Genomic DNA, 18439 nt, shown 5'->3' on the forward strand with positions numbered 1-18439 from the left:
TCATCGATGCTACCACGCGCGCCGGCATGCTCGGGACCACGGCGCGCGCTCGGCTCACTGGTTGGCGAAGCCGACCTGCAGGCCGCCCGTCAGCCGCACCGAGAGGTTGTAGAGCACGGCGACGACCGCGCCGAGCACCGTGATGACGACGAAGTTCAGCACCGCGACGAGCAGCGTGAACATCATGACCTGCGGCAGCGACAGGAGCGACGTGATGGCGAACTCGGGGTCGGCGAGGATGTCGCGCATCACCTCGTCGACCTTGCCGAACAGGCCGACGACCTGCAGCAGGCTCCACATCACGAACACCACGACGACCTGGACGATGCCGAGCACGAGCCCGAGCACCGCCGAGACCTTCATGGCCGACCAGAAGTCGATGTGCACGAGGCGCAGCCTCACCTGCTTGCTCGAGCCGCTGCGCCGAGGCGTCTTGCTCTGCAGCTTCTCGGCGATGCTCATGCTTCGGTCTCCTCGGTGGGCTCGTCGTCGGTCGAATCGGCGTCCGCCGAGTCCGTGGCGTCCACGATAGCGTCCTCCGCCTCCGCGATCGTGACCTGGGCGACGCCCGTCTGCGCGTCCTGCGCGGGCGACGTCGCCGGCTCGGCCGCTGCCTCCTCGACGGCCTCCTCGACCTCCTCCTCGACGTTGCGCGCGATCGAGATCACGAGGTCGGTCGTCGACTTCTCGGCGAACTGCACGCCCATCGTGGTGCGGCCGGTCGCGCGCACCTCGTCGACGCTCGAGCGGATGACCTTGCCCGAGCTGCGGATGAGCAGCAGCTCGTCGCCGTCGTGCACGATCGTCGCGCCGACGAGCGCGCCACGGTCGTGGTCGCCCGACGAGAACGTGAGCACGCCCTGCGTGCCGCGGCCCTTCGAGGGGTAGTCGGCGACGGGCGTCTTCTTCCCGAAGCCCTGCTCCGTGACGACGAAGACGTAGCCGTCGTCGCCGATGACCATCGCCGCGAGCGCCTCGTCGCCGTCCCTGAGGCGGATGCCGCGCACGCCGCCCGTCGCCCGGCCCATGGGCCGCAGCGCCTCGTCGGTCGCCGCGAAGCGCGCCGCGCGGCCCTGCTTGCTGATCACGAGGATCTCGTCGTCCGAGTTCGCGAGCATCGCCGAGATGACGCGATCCTCGGGGGCGAGGTTGATCGCGATGATGCCGCCCGAGCGGTTCGTGTCGAACAGCTCGAGCCTCGTCTTCTTGACCTGGCCCTGCTGCGTCGCGAGCACGAGGTAGTCGGCCTGGTCGTAGCGGCGCAGCTGCAGCACCGTCTGCACGCGCTCGTCGGGCTGGAACGCGAGCAGGTTGGCGACGTGCTGGCCCTTCGCGTCGCGGCCGGCCTCGGCGATCTCGTACGCCTTCATGCGGTAGACGCGGCCGAAGTTCGTGAAGAACAGCAGCCAGTCGTGCGTCGACGTGACGCCGAAGTGCTCGACGACGTCATCGCTGCGCAGCTGGGCGCCGCGCACGCCCTTGCCACCGCGGTGCTGCGCGCGGTACTGGTCGATGCGGGTGCGCTTGATGTAGCCGCCGGTCGTGAGGCTCATCACGACCTGCTCCTCGGGGATGAGGTCCTCCATCGAGACGTCGCCGCCGTAGCCGTGCATGATCTCGGTGCGGCGGTCGTCGCCGTGGCGCGCGACGATCTCGCGCAGCTCGTCGACGATGATCTGCCGCTGCCGCTCGGGCTTCGCGAGGATGTCCTTGTAGTCGGCGATGAGGCGACGGAGCTCCTCCGCCTGATCCTGGATCTTCTGCCGCTCGAGCGCGGCGAGCCGGCGCAGCTGCAGCTCGAGGATCGCGTTCGCCTGCTTCTCGTCGACCGCGAGCAGCTCCATGAGGCCCGTGCGGGCGTCGTCGGGCGTCGGCGAGCGGCGGATGAGCGCGATGACCTCGTCGAGGGCGTCGAGGGCCTTGAGGTAGCCCTCGAGGATGTGCATCCGGTCCTCTTCGCGCGCGAGCCGGAACTGCGTGCGGCGCACGATGACCTCGACCTGGTGGTCGGCCCAGTGCGTGACGAAGCCGTCGAGCGAGAGCGTGCGCGGCACGCCGTCGACGATCGCGAGCATGTTCGCGCCGAAGTTCTCCTGGAGTTGCGTCTGCTTGTAGAGGTTGTTGAGCACGACCTTCGCCACGGCGTCGCGCTTGAGCGTGATGACGAGGCGCTGACCCGTGCGGCCCGAGGTCTGGTCCTCGATGTTCGCGATGCCCTGCAGCTTGCCGTCCTTCACGAGATCGGCGATGCGCACCGCGAGCCGGTCGGGGTTCACCTGGTAGGGCAGCTCGGTGATGACGAGGGCCGTGCGGCCCTGCACCTCCTCGACCGTGACGACCGCGCGCATCGTGATCGAGCCGCGGCCCGTCCGGTAGGCCTCCTCGATGCCCTTCGTGCCGAGGATCTGCGCGCCGGTCGGGAAGTCGGGGCCCTTGATGCGCTCCATGAGGGCCTCGAGCAGCTCCTCCTTCGACGCCTCCGGGTGCTCGAGGTGCCAGATCGCGCCGTCGGCGACCTCGCGGAGGTTGTGCGGCGGGATGTTCGTGGCCATGCCGACCGCGATGCCGACGGAGCCGTTGACGAGCAGGTTGGGGAAGCGCGACGGCAGCACGGACGGCTCCTGCGTGCGGCCGTCGTAGTTGTCCTGGAAGTCGACGGTGTCCTCGTCGATGTCGCGCACCATCTCCATGGCGAGCTGCGACATCTTCGTCTCGGTGTACCGAGGCGCGGCCGCCTCGTCGTCGCCCGCCGAGCCGAAGTTGCCCTGGCCGAGCGCGAGGGGGTAGCGGAGGCTCCACGGCTGCACGAGGCGCACGAGGGTGTCGTAGATCGCGGAGTCGCCGTGCGGGTGGTACTGCCCCATGACGTCGCCGACGACGCGCGAGCACTTCGAGAAGGCCTTGTCGGGCCGATAGCCGCCGTCGTACATCGCGTAGATCACGCGGCGGTGCACGGGCTTGAGGCCGTCGCGCACCTCGGGGAGCGCTCGCCCGACGATGACGCTCATCGCGTAGTCGAGGTAGGAGCGCTGCATCTCGAGCTGCAGGTCGACCTGCTCGATCGCGCCGTGGTTCGGGGCGTCGCGGTCGAAGGGCTCCGCGGGGGTCGTCTCGTCAGTCATCGTCTCTCTCGGTTCGGGTCTCGGTACGCCGGCTTCGCCGGCTACTCGACCTTGAGTCCTTCGCGCTCAACACGACTGCGTCGCATTGAGCGCTTCGGACTCAAATGTCCAGGAAGCGCACGTCGCGCGCGTTCTTCTGGATGAAGGATCGGCGGGCCTCGACGTCCTCGCCCATGAGGGTCGAGAAGATCGCGTCGGCCACGGCCGCGTCGTCGAGCGTCACCTGCTTGAGCGTGCGGGTCTCGGGATCCATCGTCGTCTCCCACAGCTCGCTGTAGTTCATCTCGCCGAGGCCCTTGTAGCGCTGCACGCCGTTGTCCTTCGGGATGCGCTTGCCGCTCGCCTGGCCGTCGGCGATGAGCGCGTCGCGCTCGCGGTCGCTGTACGCGTACTCGTGGTCGGCGTTCGTCCACTTGATCTTGTAGAGCGGCGGCGCGGCGAGGTAGACGTAGCCCATGTCGATGAGCGGTCGCATGTAGCGGAACAGCAGCGTGAGCAGCAGGGTCGTGATGTGCTGGCCGTCGACGTCGGCATCGGCCATGAGCACGATCTTGTGGTACCGCGCCCTCGACGGGTCGAAGTCCTCGCCGAGCCCCGCGCCGAACGCGGTGATCATCGACTGGATCTCGGCGTTGCCGAGCGCGCGGTCGAGCCGCGCCTTCTCGACGTTGAGCACCTTGCCGCGCAGCGGCAGGATCGCCTGCGTGTAGGGGTTGCGGCCCTGCACGGCCGACCCGCCGGCCGAGTTGCCCTCGACGAGGAAGATCTCGGAGATGGCCGGGTCCTTCGACTGGCAGTCCTTGAGCTTGCCGGGCATGCCGCCCGACTCGAGCAGCCCCTTGCGACGGGTCTGCTCGCGCGCCTTGCGCGCGGCGATGCGCGCGGTCGCCGCGCCGATCGCCTTCCGCACGATCTCCTTCGCCATCGCGGGGTTCGACTCGAACCAGTGGCCGAGCTCCTCGCCCGTCACGCGCTGCACGAACGACTTCGCCTCGGTGTTGCCGAGCTTCGTCTTCGTCTGGCCCTCGAACTGCGGCTCGCCGAGCTTGACGGACACGATCGCGGTGAGGCCCTCGCGCACGTCGTCGCCCGAGAGGTTCTCGTCCTTCTCCTTGAGCAGGTTCGACTGCCGGGCGTACTTGTTCACGAGCGTCGTGAGCGCCGCGCGGAAGCCCTCCTCGTGCGTGCCGCCCTCGTGCGTGTTGATCGTGTTGGCGTAGGTGTAGACCGCCTCCTGGTAGGAGGTCGTCCACTGCATCGCGATCTCGACCGAGATGCGGCGCTCGGTGTCCTCCGACTCGAAGTCGATGATCTCGGGATGCACCGCCTCGGCCTTCTTCGACTCGTTGAGGTAGGCGACGTAGTCCTTGAGGCCCTGCTCGTAGAGGAACTCGTCCGAGCGCTGCCGCGGCTCGGCGGCCTCCTCGTCGGCGTCGGGCTCGATGAGCGCCTCGGGCCGGCGGTCCTCGATCGCGATGCGCAGCCCCTTGTTGAGGAACGCCATCTGCTGGAAGCGCTTCGCGAGCGTCTCGTAGTCGAACTCGACGGTCTCGAAGATCTCGGGGTTCGGCCAGAAGGTCAGCGCCGTGCCGGTCTCGTCGGTCTCCTCCCCCACCTCGAGCGGCCCCTCGGGCTCGCCGATGCGGAACGACTGCCGGTGCACGCGGCCCTGCCGCTTGATCTCGACCTCGAGCCGCGACGACAGCGCGTTGACGACCGACGACCCGACGCCGTGCAGGCCGCCGGAGACCGCGTAGCCGCCGCCGCCGAACTTGCCGCCCGCGTGGAGCACGGTCAGCACGACCTCGACGGTCGACTTCGAGGGGTCGGACGAGTGCGGGTCGACGGGGATGCCGCGCCCGTTGTCGGTGACGCGCACGCCGCCGTCGGGCAGGATCACGACGTCGATGCTGTCGCAGTGACCGGCGAGCGCCTCGTCGACCGCGTTGTCGACGATCTCGTAGACGAGGTGGTGGAGGCCGCGCGGCCCGGTCGAGCCGATGTACATGCCCGGGCGCTTGCGCACCGCCTCGAGTCCCTCGAGGATCTGGATCTGGTCGGCGCCGTAGTCGCCCTGGGTGGGAGGCTGCGACGGCTTCGCCGTCTGGTCGTCGGGCTGCGTCTCGTGCTCGTTCGCCATGCTTCTCCCGGTCCGTCTCGCGCGACCGCCATGCGGCGGCGCAACCCTCCGATTCTACCCCGGATGCGCGAGGAAGGCTCGTCAACGCGCGCCTCTCGTGGGCGAATGCGGTGCGCCGCGAGAGAACAGTCCCCCGAAAGCGCGTTCTGCGGCCCTGGACGCTCGGAGCGGGCTTCCCGGGCCGATCGCGAACCGGGGTCGATACCCGCCTCCGAACGCCGAGCGGCCCGGGACCTCTCGGTCCCGGGCCGCCGGAGGGCATCCGCCGTGCTCGCCTCAGCCCATCGGGATGGCGACCCAGAGGAGCCAGGTGAGGAGGAAGCCCAGCACGCCGAGGACGGTCGTGAGCACCGTCCAGGTGCGCAGGCCGTCCTTGACCGAGAGGCCGAGGTAGCGCGTGACGATCCAGAAGCCGGAGTCGTTCACGTGGCTGAGCCCGAGCGCGCCGTAGCCGATCGCGACCGCGAAGAGCGCGAGGTGGATCGGGTCGAGGCCGAGCCCCGCGACCGCGGGGATGAGGAGCCCAGAGGCGGTCGTGATCGCGACCGTCGCCGAGCCCTGCGCGGCGCGCATGATGAGCGAGATGAGGAAGCCGAGCAGCAGCACCGGCATCCCCGACGCGGCCATGACGTCGGCGACCGCGCCGCCGATGCCCGTCTCGGTGAGGATGCGGCCGAACGCGCCGCCCGCTCCCGTGACGAGGATGATGACCGCGGCGGCCGGCAGCGCCGACTCCATGACCTCGCCCAGGTGGCTCGCCGACCAGCCGCGGCGCACGCCGAGCGCGATCATCGCGACGCCGATCGCGACCATGAGGGCGAAGATCGGCTGGCCGATCATCGAGAGGAAGCCGTGCCAGAAGCTGCCGACCTCCATCGAGGGGGCGATGGTCGTGCCGACCATGATGAGCGCGAGCGGCAGGATGATGATCGCGAGGATCGTCCAGGCGCTCGGCGCCTTCTCGCCCTCGGCGAGCGCGCTGCCGCCGCCCACGGTGTCGGTCTCGGTGCCGAAGGCGTCGAACATCGCCTTCGTCGCCGGCAGCATCGCGAGCTCGCGCCGGTTCATGCGCTTCGCGACGAAGTACGAGGCGAAGGCGAGCGGCACGGAGATCGCGAGCGAGAGGATCGTGACCCAGCCGATGTCGGCGCCGAGGATCGTCGCACCGCCGACGATGCCGGGGTGCGGGGGCACCGCGACGTGCACGGCGAGCATGATGCCGGCGATCGGCAGGCCGTACTTCACCGGGCTGAGCCCCGCCGCCTTCGAGAAGGCGTAGACGATGGGGATGAGGATGATGAAGCCCGCGTCGAAGAAGACGGGGATCGCGAGGATGCCCGCCGCCGCGGTGAGCGCGACCGCGACGCGCTTCGGCCCGAGCCAGCTCGTGAACCTGCCGGCGAGCGACTCCGCGCCGCCGGAGATCTCGATGATCTTGCCGAGCATCGAGCCGAGCGCGACGAGCACCGCGACCGAGCCGAGCGTGCCGCCGACGCCGGCGATGATCGCTTGGATGACGCCGAGCCGCTCGGGGGCGTCGTCGGTCGCGGGGATCGTTGTGAGCGGCAGGCCCGCGGCGATGCCGACGACGATCGAGGTGAGCAGCAGCGCGTAGAACGCCTGCACCTTGAACTTGATGATGAGCAGGAGCAGGAGGCCGATGCCGCCGAGGCCGATGGCGATCAGGACGCCGAGGGGGTACTCCATCAGCGCGCCTCCCCTCGCAGCGTCGGGGCGACGACGCGGATGACCGCGGAGTCGTCGAGGTGGCCGAGGCCCTGCGCCTCGCCGAGCAGGAAGAGCTGCTCGGCGGCGGCCGCCACGGGCGCGGCGAGGTGGTGCGCGCGCGCCGCGGCGCCGACGATGCCGAGGTCTTTCACGAAGATGTCGAGCCGGCTGAGCACCTCGGCGCCGCCCTCGTCGTAGGCCTGCAGGGCGCGCGGCCCGCGGTTGCCGAGCATGAAGGAGTTCGCCGCGCCCGCGGTGAGCGCCTCGAGCGTGCGCTCGCGGTCGAGCCCGAGCGCGTCGGCGAGGGCGAGCGCCTCGGCAGCCGCGGCGATGTGCACGCCGCACAGCAGCTGGTTGACCGTCTTGAGCGCCTGCCCGTCGCCGGGCTTGTCGCCGACGATCGAAAGGGTCGAGGCGAGCTGCTCGAGCACGGGCCGCGCCGTCTCGAGCGCGGCGGGCTCGGCGCCGACGACGATGAGCAGGTCGCCCTCGCCCGCCCGCACGGGGCCGCCCGAGAGCGGCGCGTCGACGAGGTGGGCGCCGGAGGCGGCGAGCCGCTCGGCGACGTCGGCGATGCCGTCGGTGCCGACGGTGCTCGTGAGGATGACGACGGCGCCGTCGGCGAGGTGCTCGGCGAGGCCCGTGTCGCCGAAGAGCAGCTCGCGCAGCTGCTCGCCCGTGCGCACGGCGACGAGGACGGCGTCGGCGCCCGCGACGGCGTCGGCGGCCGACGCGGCGGGCGCGACGCCCTGCTGCTCGGCAAGGGCGAGGCGCTCGGCCGCGATGTCGAATCCGCGGACGTCGAAGCGCGCGGCGAGCCGCGTCGCCATGGGGAGTCCCATGGCGCCGAGCCCGATGACGGCGACGGTGCTGGTCATGGCTGTTCCTATCTGTGCGGGTGGATGCGTGCGGCCGCCCGGGCGAGGCGGCCTCGGTCTCGAGTCAGTCGGCGAGCGTGCGGACGACGCGCGCGAGCGAGTCGGTGTCGCCGACGTTGCCGGCGAAGACGACGAAGGGGATGCCCTCGGCGGGCCCCGACTGCGGCTGCCAGAGCGAGACGATGCCCGGCAGCATCGGCCCGACGACGCGCGCGCGGCGGATGCGCAGCGCCTCCGTCGCGACGTCGCTCGAGGTGATGCCGCCCTTCGCGATCACGAAGCGGGGCGGCGCGAGCTCGAGTACGCGCGCGACGAGGTCGACGAGCCCGGCGGAGACGCGGCGCGCGATCTCGAGGCTCTCCGCGCCGTCGCGGCCCGTGACGAGCTCGCGGCTCGTGTGCACGATGACGGTGCCCGACTCGATGGCGCGAGCCACCGCATCCGCCTGCTCCGCCAGGTGTGCCTCGCGCCGGTCGTCGATGAGCGCGCGCACGTCGAGCTCGACCGTCGCCGTGCCGGGCCGGTCGGCGCGGAGCGCCTCGAGCTGCGCGGTCGTGAGCGGCACGTGGCTGCCGACGACGACGAGGCCGCCGCGCTCGTGCTGCGCCGCGATGTCGCTCGCGGTGACGGGGGCCGCGATCTCCTGCCCGATGTGGGCGCGCACGTAGGGCGGTCCGATGCGCAGCAGCGCGTCGATGCCCTCGCGGTCGAGCGCGTGGAGCGCGAGCGCGACCTGGCGCATGTCGTGCTCGTCGACGGCGTCGACGGCGACGACCGTGCCGGGTGCCAGCTCGCGCAGGAACGAGGCGACCGCGTCGGTGCCGGCGCGGATCACGTCGATCGTGAGCGCGGCGACGCCGTCGCGCGCGATCCGGCCGGCGGTCTTCTCGGCGACCCAGTCGCGCAGATCGGAGGCGCGGTAGCCGAACGTCGCGTCCTGCGCGAACGCCGTCTCCCCCACCGGCGTCGCCTCGCCGTCGACGACCCAGTAGTGCACCGAGTCGACCGTGATGCGCCCCGCGTCGGGGAAGGCGGGGATGAGCATCGTGAGCCGGGGCGCCTCGCCGCGCGCCGCGATCGCGTCGCGGAGCACATCCGTCTCGAGCGGGAAGTGGCCGCGGAGCGTCGAGTCGCCGCGGCTCACGAACGAGACGCGCTTGCCGGCGCGCTCGGCCGCGGCGAGGGCGACGTCGACGACCTCGAGGTTGCGCGCCGCGGCCTCCTGCTCGTCGAGCGAGCGGGAGTTCGTGAGCACGTAGACCGCGGCGGCGTCCTGGGCGAGCGCCCAGTCGAGGTCCTCGGCCTCCCAGCGCGCGAGCACCGGCAGGTCGGCGACCGATTGCGTGCCGGTCGGGTCGTCGTCGAGGACGACGAGCACGAGATCACGGCTGCGAGCGGCGGCGACCTCTGCCGCCGTGATGTCGAGCGGGGCCGGCAGGGCTGCCAGCAGGCCGTCGAGGTGCACGAGAACTCCCTTGTCCGCGGGATCGGCGCAGGCGCTGCCCGAATCTGATGTCAGATATCTTCGATCACGCGTCGCGGGCTGTCAAGCCCTCCGCGGGTTCAGTCGCGCACGAGCGCGACGAGGTCGTCGCGCGTCTGCCGCATGTGGCTCGCCATCGCGTCGCGCGCGGCGATGGGCACGCCCGAGCGGATCGCGTCGAGCACCGCCTGGTGCTGCTCGATCGCGTGCGCCCTGATCTCCTCGACCGCGCTCGTCTCGCCGCGCGTCTCGGCGAGCATCGAGGTGAGCGGCCGGAGCGCCGCGACGAGGATGCGGTTGTCGGCGGCCCGCATGACGACGTCGTGGAACTCGAGGTCGGCCTCGACGAACGCGTCGACGTCGCCCTCGCCGTGGTGCTCGCGCATGCGGGCGAGCGCCGCCTCGAGCGCCGCGAGGTGCTCGTCGGAGCGGCGCTCCGCCGCGAGCTCCGCGGCGCCGGTCTCGATCATCATGCGCACCTCGAGCAGCTCGAGCGACGACTGCCTGCGCTGCCCAGCGCTCCGTGCGTGCCGCACCACGGCATCCATGCCCGTCCACTCCGACACCGGAGCGATGAGGTGCCGGCTGCCGGGCACCTGCACGATGACGCCCTGCGCCTGCAGCAGGCGCACCGCCTCGCGCATCGTGAGGCGCGAGATGCCGAACTCGACGGCGAGCTGGCCCTCGGGCGGCAGCTGCTCGCCCGCCGTCAGTCGACCCTCGATGATCGCGTCGAGCAGTCGCTCGACGGCGTCGTGCGTGCGCGATGGGCGGGGCATGGCTCCTCCTCGAGACCTGGTATCTGACACCCTAGCCGCGGATCCGAGCCCGCTCGCCCAGCGCCGCTCGCTCAGCCCCAGGTGTCGCGCGGACCGCGGCCCGGCACCGACCGGCGCCCGCGGTTGAAGCTCGGCAGGTCGGGTCCGATGAAGCGCACCGACTCCAGCCCGCAGTCGGGGAAGCGGGCGAGGATGCGCGTCGTGGTCTCGGCGCGCAGGATGCGCATCTGCTGCGTCCATGCGGTCGAGGCGCAGCGCACCGTCAGCACGCCGTCCTCGAACGAGATCGGATCCGTGCGGTCGGCGTTCTCGGCGCCGACGAGCTCGGACCAGTGCGCCATGACGTCGGCGCGAGCGAGCGTCGTCGTCCAGCCGCGATCCTCGGCGAAGCCCCCGAGCACGTCGCCGAGCGCGCGCGGGTCGCGGCCCTTCCCGAAGGGCACGGATGCCTCGGGGTCGCGCCGCGAGCGCCGGCGGCCGTCGCGCGTGACCTTCTCCGGGTCGCCGAACTTGGCCTTGAGGCGCAGCCACACCCGCTCCGGCTCGGTCGGCGCGAGCTCACGCATCCAGCACCTCCCCGCGATCGATGCGGATGCGGTGGTGGCGGAGCGCGTCGGGCACGTCCTCCTCCACCGCCGCGGTGATGAGCACTTGCTCGAAGCGGCCGGCGGCCTCGGCGAGCCGCTGCCGGCGACCGGCGTCGAGCTCGGCGAACACGTCGTCGAGGATCATCACCGGGTCGCCGCCCGAGCCGTCGCGCAGCAGCTCGGCGGAGCCGAGCCGGAGCGCGAGCGCGAACGACCACGACTCGCCGTGGCTCGCGTAGTGCCGCGCGAGCAGGTCGTTGAGCTGCAGGTCGACGTCGTCGCGGTGCGGGCCGACGAGGCTCACGCCGCGGTCGAGCTCGTCGCGGCGCCGCTCGGCGAGGATCGCGTGGAACGCCTCCGCCGAGTCGGGCACGTTCGTCGTCAGCCCGATGCGCGCCTCGTGCTCGTCGCCCGCGACGAGCCGATAGGCCGCGTCGACGTGCGGCGCGAGGTCGGCGACGAGCGCACGGCGCGTGCGCATGACCTCGAGCCCGAGCTCGACGAGCCGACCGTCCCAGACCTCGAGCGTCGTGAGGTCGTCGGGCCGCAGTCGCGCGGCGCGGGCGCTCTTCAGCAGCGAGTTGCGCTGCTTGAGCACGCGGTCGAGATCGCTGTGCACGCCCGCGAGGCGAGGTGCGCGCATGACCGAGAGCTCGTCGAAGAACCGGCGCCGGCCACCGGGGTCGCCGCGCACGAGCTGCAGGTCCTCGGGGCTGAACAGCACCGCCTGGAGGTAGCGCGGGAGGTCGCGGATGCGCACGGACTGGCTGTTCGCCTGCGCGCGGTTGGCGCCGCGGGCGTTGAGCTCGACGTCGAGCTGGAAGCTGCGCTCGTCGTTCGTGACCGTGCAGCGCACGATCGCGCGCTCCTGCCCCGCGCGGATGAGCGCGAAGTCGTTCGGCACGCGGTGGCTCGAACCGGTCGCGATCCACACGAGCGACTCGACCATGTTGGTCTTGCCCTGCCCGTTGCGACCCACGAGCAGGTTCGGGCCGCCGACGAGCTCGACGTCCGCGGCGCGGTAGTTGCGGAAGTCGGTGAGGGCGAGTCGGCTGACCCGCACCTATGCCTTCTTGATGGAGTGGCCGCCGAACTGGTTGCGGAGCGCGGCGACGGCCTTCATCGCCGGGCTGTCGTCCTGGCGCGACTCGAAGCGCGCGAAGAGCGAGGCCGAGATCGCCGGCATCGGCACCGCGTTCGCGATCGCCTCCTCGACCGTCCAGCGGCCCTCGCCCGAATCGTCGACGTATCCCTCGATCTCCGAGAGGTCGGCGTCCTCGTCGAGCGCGCGCACCATGAGGTCGAGCAGCCACGAGCGCACGACCGTGCCGCGCTGCCACGCGCGGAAGCTGCCGGCGACGTCGTGCACGCGCTCGGCGCGCTCGAGCAGCTCGAAGCCCTCGGCGTAGGCCTGCATGAGGCCGTACTCGATGCCGTTGTGCACCATCTTCACGTAGTGGCCGGCACCGATCGGGCCCGCGTGCACGAATCCCTCCTCGCGCGGGCCCTCGGGCCGGAGCGCGTCGAAGACGGGCATGAGCTCCTCGACGTCGGCGCGGTCGCCGCCGACCATGAGCCCGTAGCCGTTCTCGAGCCCCCAGATCCCGCCCGAGACGCCGACATCGACGAACCGGATGCCGCGCTCGCCGAGCATCGCGGCGTGCCGGTCGTCCTCCGTGAACCGCGTGTTGCCGCCGTCGATGACGAGATCGCCCTCGGAGAGCTTCGCCGCGAGCTCGGTGATCACCGCATCCGTGATCGCGCCGGCCGGCACCATCACCCACACGATGCGCGGCGTCGGCAGCGCCTCGACGAGCGCGTCGACGCTCGCGACGTCGGTGAGCTCGGGGTTGTGGTCGTAGCCGGTGACCTCGATGCCGGCCGACCGGAGCCGCGAGCGCATGTTGCCGCCCATCCGTCCGAGGCCGATGAGTCCGATGTGCGTCATGGTGCTCCTCGTCTCAGGGCCGGGATCTCGGTCAGCGCAGCAGCAGGTTGGGCTGCAGCAGGTACTTGAAGTCGCTCGCCTCGGCGTCGTCGCGCGACGTCTGGCCGCGGATGAGCATGGGGCCCGGCTTGTTCGTGTTCTCGGAGTGCGTGAACGAGACGCGCACGAACTCCGAGTGCGTCGCCTGGATGCCGTCGATGAGCAGCTGCGGCTTGATCGAGAGCACGATGTCGTCGCCCTCGAGCACGGCGTCGATGATCTCGGACGCCTGCGCCTGCTCGGAGCCGATCGCCTCGAGCTGCACCTGGCCCTCGCTGAAGGTGTAGCGGATCGCGGCCTCAGCATCGAGCACGAGCTGCACTCGACGCGTCGCGTCGACGAGCTCCGCGGTGTTCAGCACGGCGTGGTGGTCGACCTGCTCGGGGAACAGGCGCCGCACCGGCGGGTAGTTGCCCTTGATGAGCAGGCTCGTCACGGTGCGGTCGGCGGTCGAGAAGGCGATCTGCTGCCGCTCCCCCGCCTCGCTCATGGTGATCTCGATGCGCTCGGCGCTGCCGAACGTGCGACCCACCTCGACGAGCGTGCGCGCCGGCACGAGGGAGGTGAGCGGCTCGGTCACGTCGCCCGCATCCCACGGGATGCTCCGCACCGAGACGCGGTAGCGGTCGGTCGCGATGAGCGTGAGCGTGTGGTCGCTCGCCTCGAGCTGGACGCCGGTGATGACGGGCGTGACGTCCTCGCGCGACGCGGAGATCGCGACCTGGCCGATGGCCTCGGCGAACGCCTTGCCCTCGACGACGCCGGTGCGGCCCTCGACGGTCGGCACCGTCGGGTACTCCTCGAGCGGCATCTTCGCGAGCGAGAACTGCGCGTTGCCGCAGCGGACGAGCACCTTCGAGCCGTCGTCCTCGACCCGCACCTCGCGCTGGGGCAGCTTCGCCGCGATGTCGCTCAGCAGCCGGCCCGACACGAGCACGACGCCCTCGCCCTCGACGTCCGCCGCGACGGCGGTGCGTGCCGACGACTCGAAGTCGAAGGAGGAGAAGATCACGCCATCCGCGGTCGACTCGATGCGCACACCGCTCAGGATCGGCATCGTCGGCCGCTGCGGCAGCAGCTTCACGGCGAACGAGACCGCATCACTGAAGACATCGCGATTGATGACGAACTTCACCGGGCGTCCTCCTTCTTGGGCGAGCTGCGGCGCTGGGGCACGGCGTCAGCCGCCCGTGCTGGTGCACAGCGCTGTCGATTGTGGCACAGCCGCGTCGCGGTCGAGCCGTGGCATCCTTCGCCCGCCGACCGGTCATGGTTGGCGACGAGCTGCATCTTCTCTCTAGGAATCCTTGTCATTCATAACCGCTGTGCAAGCTGGGGATGGATCGTGTCGTTCCGGCTCCGCGCTTGGGAACTACAACGATGGAAGATGTTGAGCCGCTGTTGACGTCCATCCACGGGTCGTGGAGAGAGTCGGATGCGGTCACGGATGGCGTCCACAGTCTTCGGAGCCGTTGTCCACAGGCGCGCCGAGCGCATCCACAACCGGATCACATGAAGTACGCGTTGAGACTTCCTCGTGCTATGGAGGCGCGCGAGCGGGCCCGGATCGCAGAGTGCCGGGACTCGGCGGATCGCGCTCGTCCGAAGCGCGGAGTGCCGGCACTCTGTGAGTGGGCGCGCCGCAGCCGCTACCGACGGCCGGGACGGCCGTCTCGCGACTCGGCCGCTACCGACGGCCGGGACGGCCGTCGGCGCGCGGGCGCGCCGAGGCCAGAAATGGCCTCGGCTCTCAGCGCCCGCGCGCCTACGCGCCTGCGCGTTGGCGGATGCGGGAGGTGAGCTCCGTCACCTGCGTGTAGACCGAGCGGCGCTCCTGCATGAGCTTCTCGATCTTCTTGTTCGCGTACATCACGGTCGTGTGGTCGCGATTGCCGAACAGCTGCCCGATCTTCGGCAGCGACATGCTCGTCATCTCGCGGCACAGGTACATCGCGATCTGCCTCGCGAGCGCGATCGTCTGCGAGCGCGACGAGCCGTGCAGGTCCTCGACGGTGAGCCGGAAGTACGCGGCGGTGTGGCTGATGATGTCGCTCGGCGACACCACGGCCTCCTCGTCGAAGCTGAAGAGGTCCTTGAGCACCGTCTGGGCGAGCTCCATCGTCACCGGCAGCCGGTTGAGGCTCGCGAACGCCGTGACGCGGATGAGCGTGCCCTCGAGCTCGCGGATGTTCGACTGCACCTTGTCGGCGATGACCGAGAGCACCTCGGCCGGGATCTCGATCCGCTCGGCCTCGGCCTTCTTGCGCAGGATTGCGATGCGCGTCTCGACGTCCGGGACGGTCACGTCGGTGATGAGACCCCACTCGAAGCGGCTCACCATGCGCTCCTCGAAGCCCTGCAGGTGCTTGGGCGCGACGTCGGAGGTGATCACGACCTGCTTGTTGTGGTCGTGCAGCGTGTTGAAGGTGTGGAAGAACGCCTCCTGCGTCGACTCCTTGCCCTTCAGGAACTGGATGTCGTCGATCAGCAGGACGTCGACCTCGCGATAGCGCTGCTGGAACGACTGGTTGAGGTTGTTCGCGATCGAGTTGATGAAGTCGTTCGTGAACTCCTCGCTCGAGACGTACCGCACGCGGATGCCCGGGTACATGCCCTCGGCGTAGTGACCGATCGCGTGCAGCAGGTGCGTCTTGCCGAGGCCGGAGTCGCCGTAGATGAAGAGCGGGTTGTACGCCTTCGCCGGCGTCTCGGCGACCGCGAGCGCGGCAGCGTGCGCGAAGCGGTTCGAGCCGCCGATGACGAAGTTGTCGAAGGTGTACTTCGGGTTCAGGCGCGAGTCGACGCGCCGGGACGGGAGGTCGGCCGGATCGCGCTCGTAGCTCTGGACGGGCGTCACGACCGGGTCGGCGGCGGGGTCGTCGACGACGTCCGGCAGCGGCTCCTCGTCGTCGAGCTGGGGGTTCACCACGATCTTGAACGACGCGATGTCCACAGCGTTCTCCACAAGCCCCTCGACGATCGGCACGCGCAGGCGCTGCTCGAGCATGTCGCGCGTCAGGTCGTTCGGGACCTCGAGGTAGAGCACGCCGCCGAGCACGCCCTGCGGCTCGACGAGGTCCAGGAATCCGCGCAACGACGGGGGAATCCGGGGGTCGCCCGCGAGGGTCGCCAGCACCGCCGACCAGAGTCGTCCGGTTCTGTCGTCCGGGGCCATCGGTATGCGGTTCCTCTGCGATGCGGGGTGGTGGGGGATGCGTCTCCACACCATTATCCACAGGTCCTGTGCATGAGGGGTCCGCTCGCTGCGGTGCTCCCCGGGCACCTGCCGCGGCGCGGATTCCAAGAGTCTGCACGCATAGCGCACGGCGTGCAAGTCCCGCTGCCTTGGCCCCGGCGTGGCGCTGAGCCGGGGTCGTCCTCGTTGACCGCCGGCGGTCTCTCGCGTATGGTTGTCAGGTTGCCGCATCCGTCGTGCGGCGCGTCGTCGAGCCTGGCAGCTCGGCCACCTCGATCTTGCGGCGCGATCGCGCCGGACCACGGGAGATTCACCATGAGCAAGCGCACGTTCCAGCCGAACAACCGCCGCCGCGCCAAGAAGCACGGCTTCCGCCTCCGCATGCGCACCCGCGCGGGCCGCGCCATCCTGGCCGCGCGTCGTCGCAAGGGCCGCACCGAGCTCTCGGCGTAGATCGCCCGAGGTGCTCGCGAAGGCGAACCGGATCGTGCGCGGCGACGACTTCCGTCGCATCGTTCGCACCGGTCGCCGTGCGGGCGGAGCTGTCGCGGTGGTGCACCGCGCGAGACCCGAAGCGGCAGTCGCCCGCTTCGGGTTCATCGTGTCGAAGCAGGTCGGGAACGCTGTGGTGCGCAACCGCGTCAAGCGACGCTTGAGCGAGATCGTGCGCGCGGAGCTCGACGCGATCGAGCCCGCCGACATCGTCATCCGCGCACTGCCCGCGGCGGGCAGGGCCGACTTCGCTACACTGAGGGCCGGCATCGTGCCGCTGCTGGAGCGACGGTCATGAGTCAGAGCCTTAAGAGGCTGGGACTGCTCCCCCGCAACATCTGCGTCGCGATCCTCGTCGCCTACCGCGCGGTGATCTCACCGCTGTACGGCGACGTGTGCCGCTACTACCCCAGCTGCTCCGCCTACACCCTGCAGGCGATCCAGCAGCACGGGGTCGTGCGCGGCATCTGGTTGGGCGCCAGGCGCATCCTCCGCTGCCACCCGTGGGCGGCCGGCGGCGTCGACGACATCCCTGAGCCGCGCGAGCGGCTCGCAACGAACAGAGCGGGGTTCGTCCTCGCTCGCAAGGAGCAGTGACAGCTTGGACATCTTCGCCCTGCTGATGTGGCCCATCAAGTGGGTCATCGAGGCCATCCTCGTCGGATTCCACTGGATCGTCACCGCGCTCGGCGGCGACCCCGGCTCCGGCCTCACGTGGGTGCTCTCGATCGTCGGCCTCGTGCTCGTGATCCGCAGCGCCATGATCCCGCTCACCGTGCGGCAGATCGTCTCCTCGCGGAAGTCGCTCGAGATCCAGCCCGAGATCCAGCGCATCCAGAAGAAGTACCGCGGCAAGAAGGACCAGTTCTCGCGCGAGGCGATGCAGCGCGAGACGATGGAGGCGTACCGCAAGGCCGGGACGAACCCCTTCGCGTCGTGCCTCCCGCTCCTCATCCAGATGCCGATCTTCCTCGGCCTCGTGCAGGTGCTCACCGACGCCAACAACCAGAAGGCGGGCGTCGGTCTCCTGACGCAGGAGCTCGCGGTCCTCTTCAGCGAGTCGACGCTCTTCGGCGTCGTGCCGCTGCACATGACGATGGCGGCGGGCTTCGAGCAGGGCAGCGTGCCGGTGATCGTCACCGCGATCGCGCTCACGCTCATCATGTGCGCGACGCAGTTCTACACACAGCTGCAGATCATGACGAAGAACCAGACGCCGGCGATGAAGGAGTCGCCGATGTACAAGCAGCAGCGGATCCTGCTGTACATCATCCCGGTGTTCCTGCTCATCTCGGCCTGGCTCTTCCCGCTCGGCACGATGTTCTACTGGCTCGTGTCGAACGTCTACACGCTCGTGCAGCAGCTCATCATCATCAGCAAGCTGCCGACGCCCGGCTCCGAGGCGGCGCTCGCTCGCGAGGCGCGCATGGCGCGCAAGCGCCAGCGCATGGGCCTCCCCCCGGTCGACGCTGAGGAGGCCGAGACGGCTGCCGAGATCGAGCTCCGCACGCAGCGGCAGCAGCCGCGCAGCAAGAAGCCGAAGTCCAAGCGAGAGGGCAGCTGATGACCGAGGAGCAGCCGATGACCGGCGCCGCCGAGGCGATCGACGAGGGCGAGATCGCCGCCGACTACATCGAGGGCCTGCTCGACATCGCCGATCTCGACGGCGACATCGAGATCGAGCAGACGGATGCGCGCCTGACGATCAAGGTGGGCGAGGCCGGGGACGACCTCGGCGGACTCGCCGAGCCGACGGCCGTCGCCGCGCTGCAGGATCTCACGCGCCTCGCGGTGCAGCAGCAGTCGGGCGAGTTCTCGCGACTCGTGCTGGACGTCGCCGGTTCGCGCGACGCGAGGGCGCAGGCTCTGCAATCGGTCGTCGATGAGGCGGCGGCCGCCATCGCCGGCGGGGCGCCGCGCGTCGCGCTCGACCCGATGTCGTCGTACGAGCGGAAGCTCGTCCACGACCTCGTGCGTCAGCACGGCCTCGAGAGCGAGTCCGAGGGCGAGGGCGCTCAGCGGCACATCGTGATCCTCCCTGCGTGAC

17 protein-coding genes are annotated in these 18439 nt (G+C 70.5%); 5 read left to right on the forward strand and 12 right to left on the reverse strand.

Annotation, left to right across the window (positions count from 1 at the left end):
* Positions 1-54 precede the first annotated feature (54 nt).
* The 12 genes from H508_RS0102955 to dnaA form a co-directional block, all read right to left on the reverse strand.
* Positions 55-462 carry a DUF3566 domain-containing protein gene (locus H508_RS0102955; RefSeq protein WP_026372962.1) on the reverse strand — a complete coding sequence of 136 codons (408 nt, stop codon included), beginning with the start codon at positions 460-462 and terminating at the stop codon, positions 55-57.
* A complete protein-coding gene (gene gyrA, locus H508_RS14205; RefSeq protein WP_051222585.1) occupies positions 459-3122 on the reverse strand; it encodes a DNA gyrase subunit A in 2664 nt (887 codons plus the stop codon). Before gyrA ends, H508_RS0102955 begins: the two co-directional genes overlap by 4 nt.
* A 100-nt stretch (positions 3123-3222) precedes the next feature.
* Entirely contained in the window at positions 3223-5262 is a 2040-nt protein-coding gene (gene gyrB / locus H508_RS0102965) for a DNA topoisomerase (ATP-hydrolyzing) subunit B (protein WP_026372963.1), read from the reverse strand.
* 276 nt (positions 5263-5538) lie between these two features.
* Positions 5539-6969 (reverse strand): GntP family transporter, encoded by a 1431-nt coding sequence (locus H508_RS0102970; RefSeq protein WP_035253711.1) that lies wholly within the window; start codon positions 6967-6969, stop codon positions 5539-5541.
* Positions 6969-7868 carry an NAD(P)-dependent oxidoreductase gene (locus H508_RS0102975; protein ID WP_026372965.1) on the reverse strand — a complete coding sequence of 300 codons (900 nt, stop codon included), beginning with the start codon at positions 7866-7868 and terminating at the stop codon, positions 6969-6971. Before H508_RS0102975 ends, H508_RS0102970 begins: the two co-directional genes overlap by 1 nt.
* A gap of 64 nt (positions 7869-7932) precedes the next feature.
* The gene (locus H508_RS0102980) at positions 7933-9333 is read right to left on the reverse strand and encodes a four-carbon acid sugar kinase family protein (RefSeq protein WP_026372966.1); all 1401 of its coding nucleotides are present in this window, start codon (positions 9331-9333) and stop codon (positions 7933-7935) included.
* 98 nt (positions 9334-9431) lie between these two features.
* On the reverse strand, positions 9432-10130 hold the full coding sequence (locus H508_RS0102985; protein WP_026372967.1) for a FadR/GntR family transcriptional regulator: 699 nt from the start codon (positions 10128-10130) through the stop codon (positions 9432-9434).
* Between the two features lie 71 nt (positions 10131-10201).
* Entirely contained in the window at positions 10202-10696 is a 495-nt protein-coding gene (locus tag H508_RS0102990; protein ID WP_026372968.1) for a DciA family protein, read from the reverse strand.
* Positions 10689-11780, reverse strand: coding sequence for a DNA replication/repair protein RecF (gene recF / locus H508_RS0102995; RefSeq protein ID WP_026372969.1), 1092 nt, complete (start codon positions 11778-11780; stop codon positions 10689-10691). Before recF ends, H508_RS0102990 begins: the two co-directional genes overlap by 8 nt.
* Positions 11781-12665, reverse strand: a complete 885-nt coding sequence (gnd, locus tag H508_RS0103000) for a phosphogluconate dehydrogenase (NAD(+)-dependent, decarboxylating) (protein WP_026372970.1) — start codon at positions 12663-12665, stop codon at positions 11781-11783. It abuts the gene before it with no gap.
* A gap of 31 nt (positions 12666-12696) precedes the next feature.
* On the reverse strand, positions 12697-13839 hold the full coding sequence (dnaN, locus tag H508_RS0103005; protein WP_026372971.1) for a DNA polymerase III subunit beta: 1143 nt from the start codon (positions 13837-13839) through the stop codon (positions 12697-12699).
* Between the two features lie 630 nt (positions 13840-14469).
* Positions 14470-15879, reverse strand: a complete 1410-nt coding sequence (dnaA, locus tag H508_RS0103010) for a chromosomal replication initiator protein DnaA (protein WP_026372972.1) — start codon at positions 15877-15879, stop codon at positions 14470-14472.
* Between the two features lie 336 nt (positions 15880-16215).
* Between dnaA and rpmH the strand changes: the two genes are divergently transcribed.
* Genes rpmH through H508_RS0103035 form a run of 5 tightly spaced genes read left to right on the forward strand, consistent with a single transcriptional unit; the run spans position 16216 to position 18438 of the window.
* Positions 16216-16353 carry a 50S ribosomal protein L34 gene (gene rpmH / locus H508_RS0103015; protein ID WP_021010601.1) on the forward strand — a complete coding sequence of 46 codons (138 nt, stop codon included), beginning with the start codon at positions 16216-16218 and terminating at the stop codon, positions 16351-16353.
* Positions 16354-16363: 10 nt separating this feature from the next.
* Positions 16364-16690 (forward strand): ribonuclease P protein component, encoded by a 327-nt coding sequence (rnpA, locus tag H508_RS0103020; protein ID WP_026372973.1) that lies wholly within the window; start codon positions 16364-16366, stop codon positions 16688-16690.
* On the forward strand, positions 16687-16989 hold the full coding sequence (gene yidD, locus H508_RS0103025) for a membrane protein insertion efficiency factor YidD (protein WP_026372974.1): 303 nt from the start codon (positions 16687-16689) through the stop codon (positions 16987-16989). The genes rnpA and yidD overlap by 4 nt, the downstream gene beginning before the upstream one ends.
* Before the next feature lie 4 nt (positions 16990-16993).
* Positions 16994-17956 (forward strand): membrane protein insertase YidC, encoded by a 963-nt coding sequence (gene yidC, locus H508_RS0103030; protein WP_026372975.1) that lies wholly within the window; start codon positions 16994-16996, stop codon positions 17954-17956.
* Entirely contained in the window at positions 17956-18438 is a 483-nt protein-coding gene (locus tag H508_RS0103035) for a Jag family protein (RefSeq protein ID WP_035253712.1), read from the forward strand. Before yidC ends, H508_RS0103035 begins: the two co-directional genes overlap by 1 nt.
* Position 18439: the final 1 nt, after the last annotated feature.

The organism is Agrococcus lahaulensis DSM 17612, assembly GCF_000425105.1.
GTDB classification, from domain to species: Bacteria; Actinomycetota; Actinomycetes; order Actinomycetales; family Microbacteriaceae; genus Agrococcus; species Agrococcus lahaulensis.

What these genes read in the sequence shown, in the direction of transcription:
- gnd (WP_026372970.1), bottom strand. Translation starts at nt 12,665, where the DNA reads ATGACGCACATCGGACTCATCGGCCTCGGACGGATGGGCGGCAACATG.
- H508_RS0102985 (WP_026372967.1), bottom strand. Translation starts at nt 10,130, where the DNA reads ATGCCCCGCCCATCGCGCACGCACGACGCCGTCGAGCGACTGCTCGAC.
- H508_RS0102975 (WP_026372965.1), bottom strand. Translation starts at nt 7,868, where the DNA reads ATGACCAGCACCGTCGCCGTCATCGGGCTCGGCGCCATGGGACTCCCC.
- gyrB (WP_026372963.1), bottom strand. Translation starts at nt 5,262, where the DNA reads ATGGCGAACGAGCACGAGACGCAGCCCGACGACCAGACGGCGAAGCCG.
- rpmH (WP_021010601.1), top strand. Translation starts at nt 16,216, where the DNA reads ATGAGCAAGCGCACGTTCCAGCCGAACAACCGCCGCCGCGCCAAGAAG.
- H508_RS0102990 (WP_026372968.1), bottom strand. Translation starts at nt 10,696, where the DNA reads ATGCGTGAGCTCGCGCCGACCGAGCCGGAGCGGGTGTGGCTGCGCCTC.
- H508_RS0102970 (WP_035253711.1), bottom strand. Translation starts at nt 6,969, where the DNA reads ATGGAGTACCCCCTCGGCGTCCTGATCGCCATCGGCCTCGGCGGCATC.
- yidD (WP_026372974.1), top strand. Translation starts at nt 16,687, where the DNA reads ATGAGTCAGAGCCTTAAGAGGCTGGGACTGCTCCCCCGCAACATCTGC.
- gyrA (WP_051222585.1), bottom strand. Translation starts at nt 3,122, where the DNA reads ATGACTGACGAGACGACCCCCGCGGAGCCCTTCGACCGCGACGCCCCG.
- H508_RS0102955 (WP_026372962.1), bottom strand. Translation starts at nt 462, where the DNA reads ATGAGCATCGCCGAGAAGCTGCAGAGCAAGACGCCTCGGCGCAGCGGC.
- H508_RS0103035 (WP_035253712.1), top strand. Translation starts at nt 17,956, where the DNA reads ATGACCGAGGAGCAGCCGATGACCGGCGCCGCCGAGGCGATCGACGAG.
- dnaA (WP_026372972.1), bottom strand. Translation starts at nt 15,879, where the DNA reads ATGGCCCCGGACGACAGAACCGGACGACTCTGGTCGGCGGTGCTGGCG.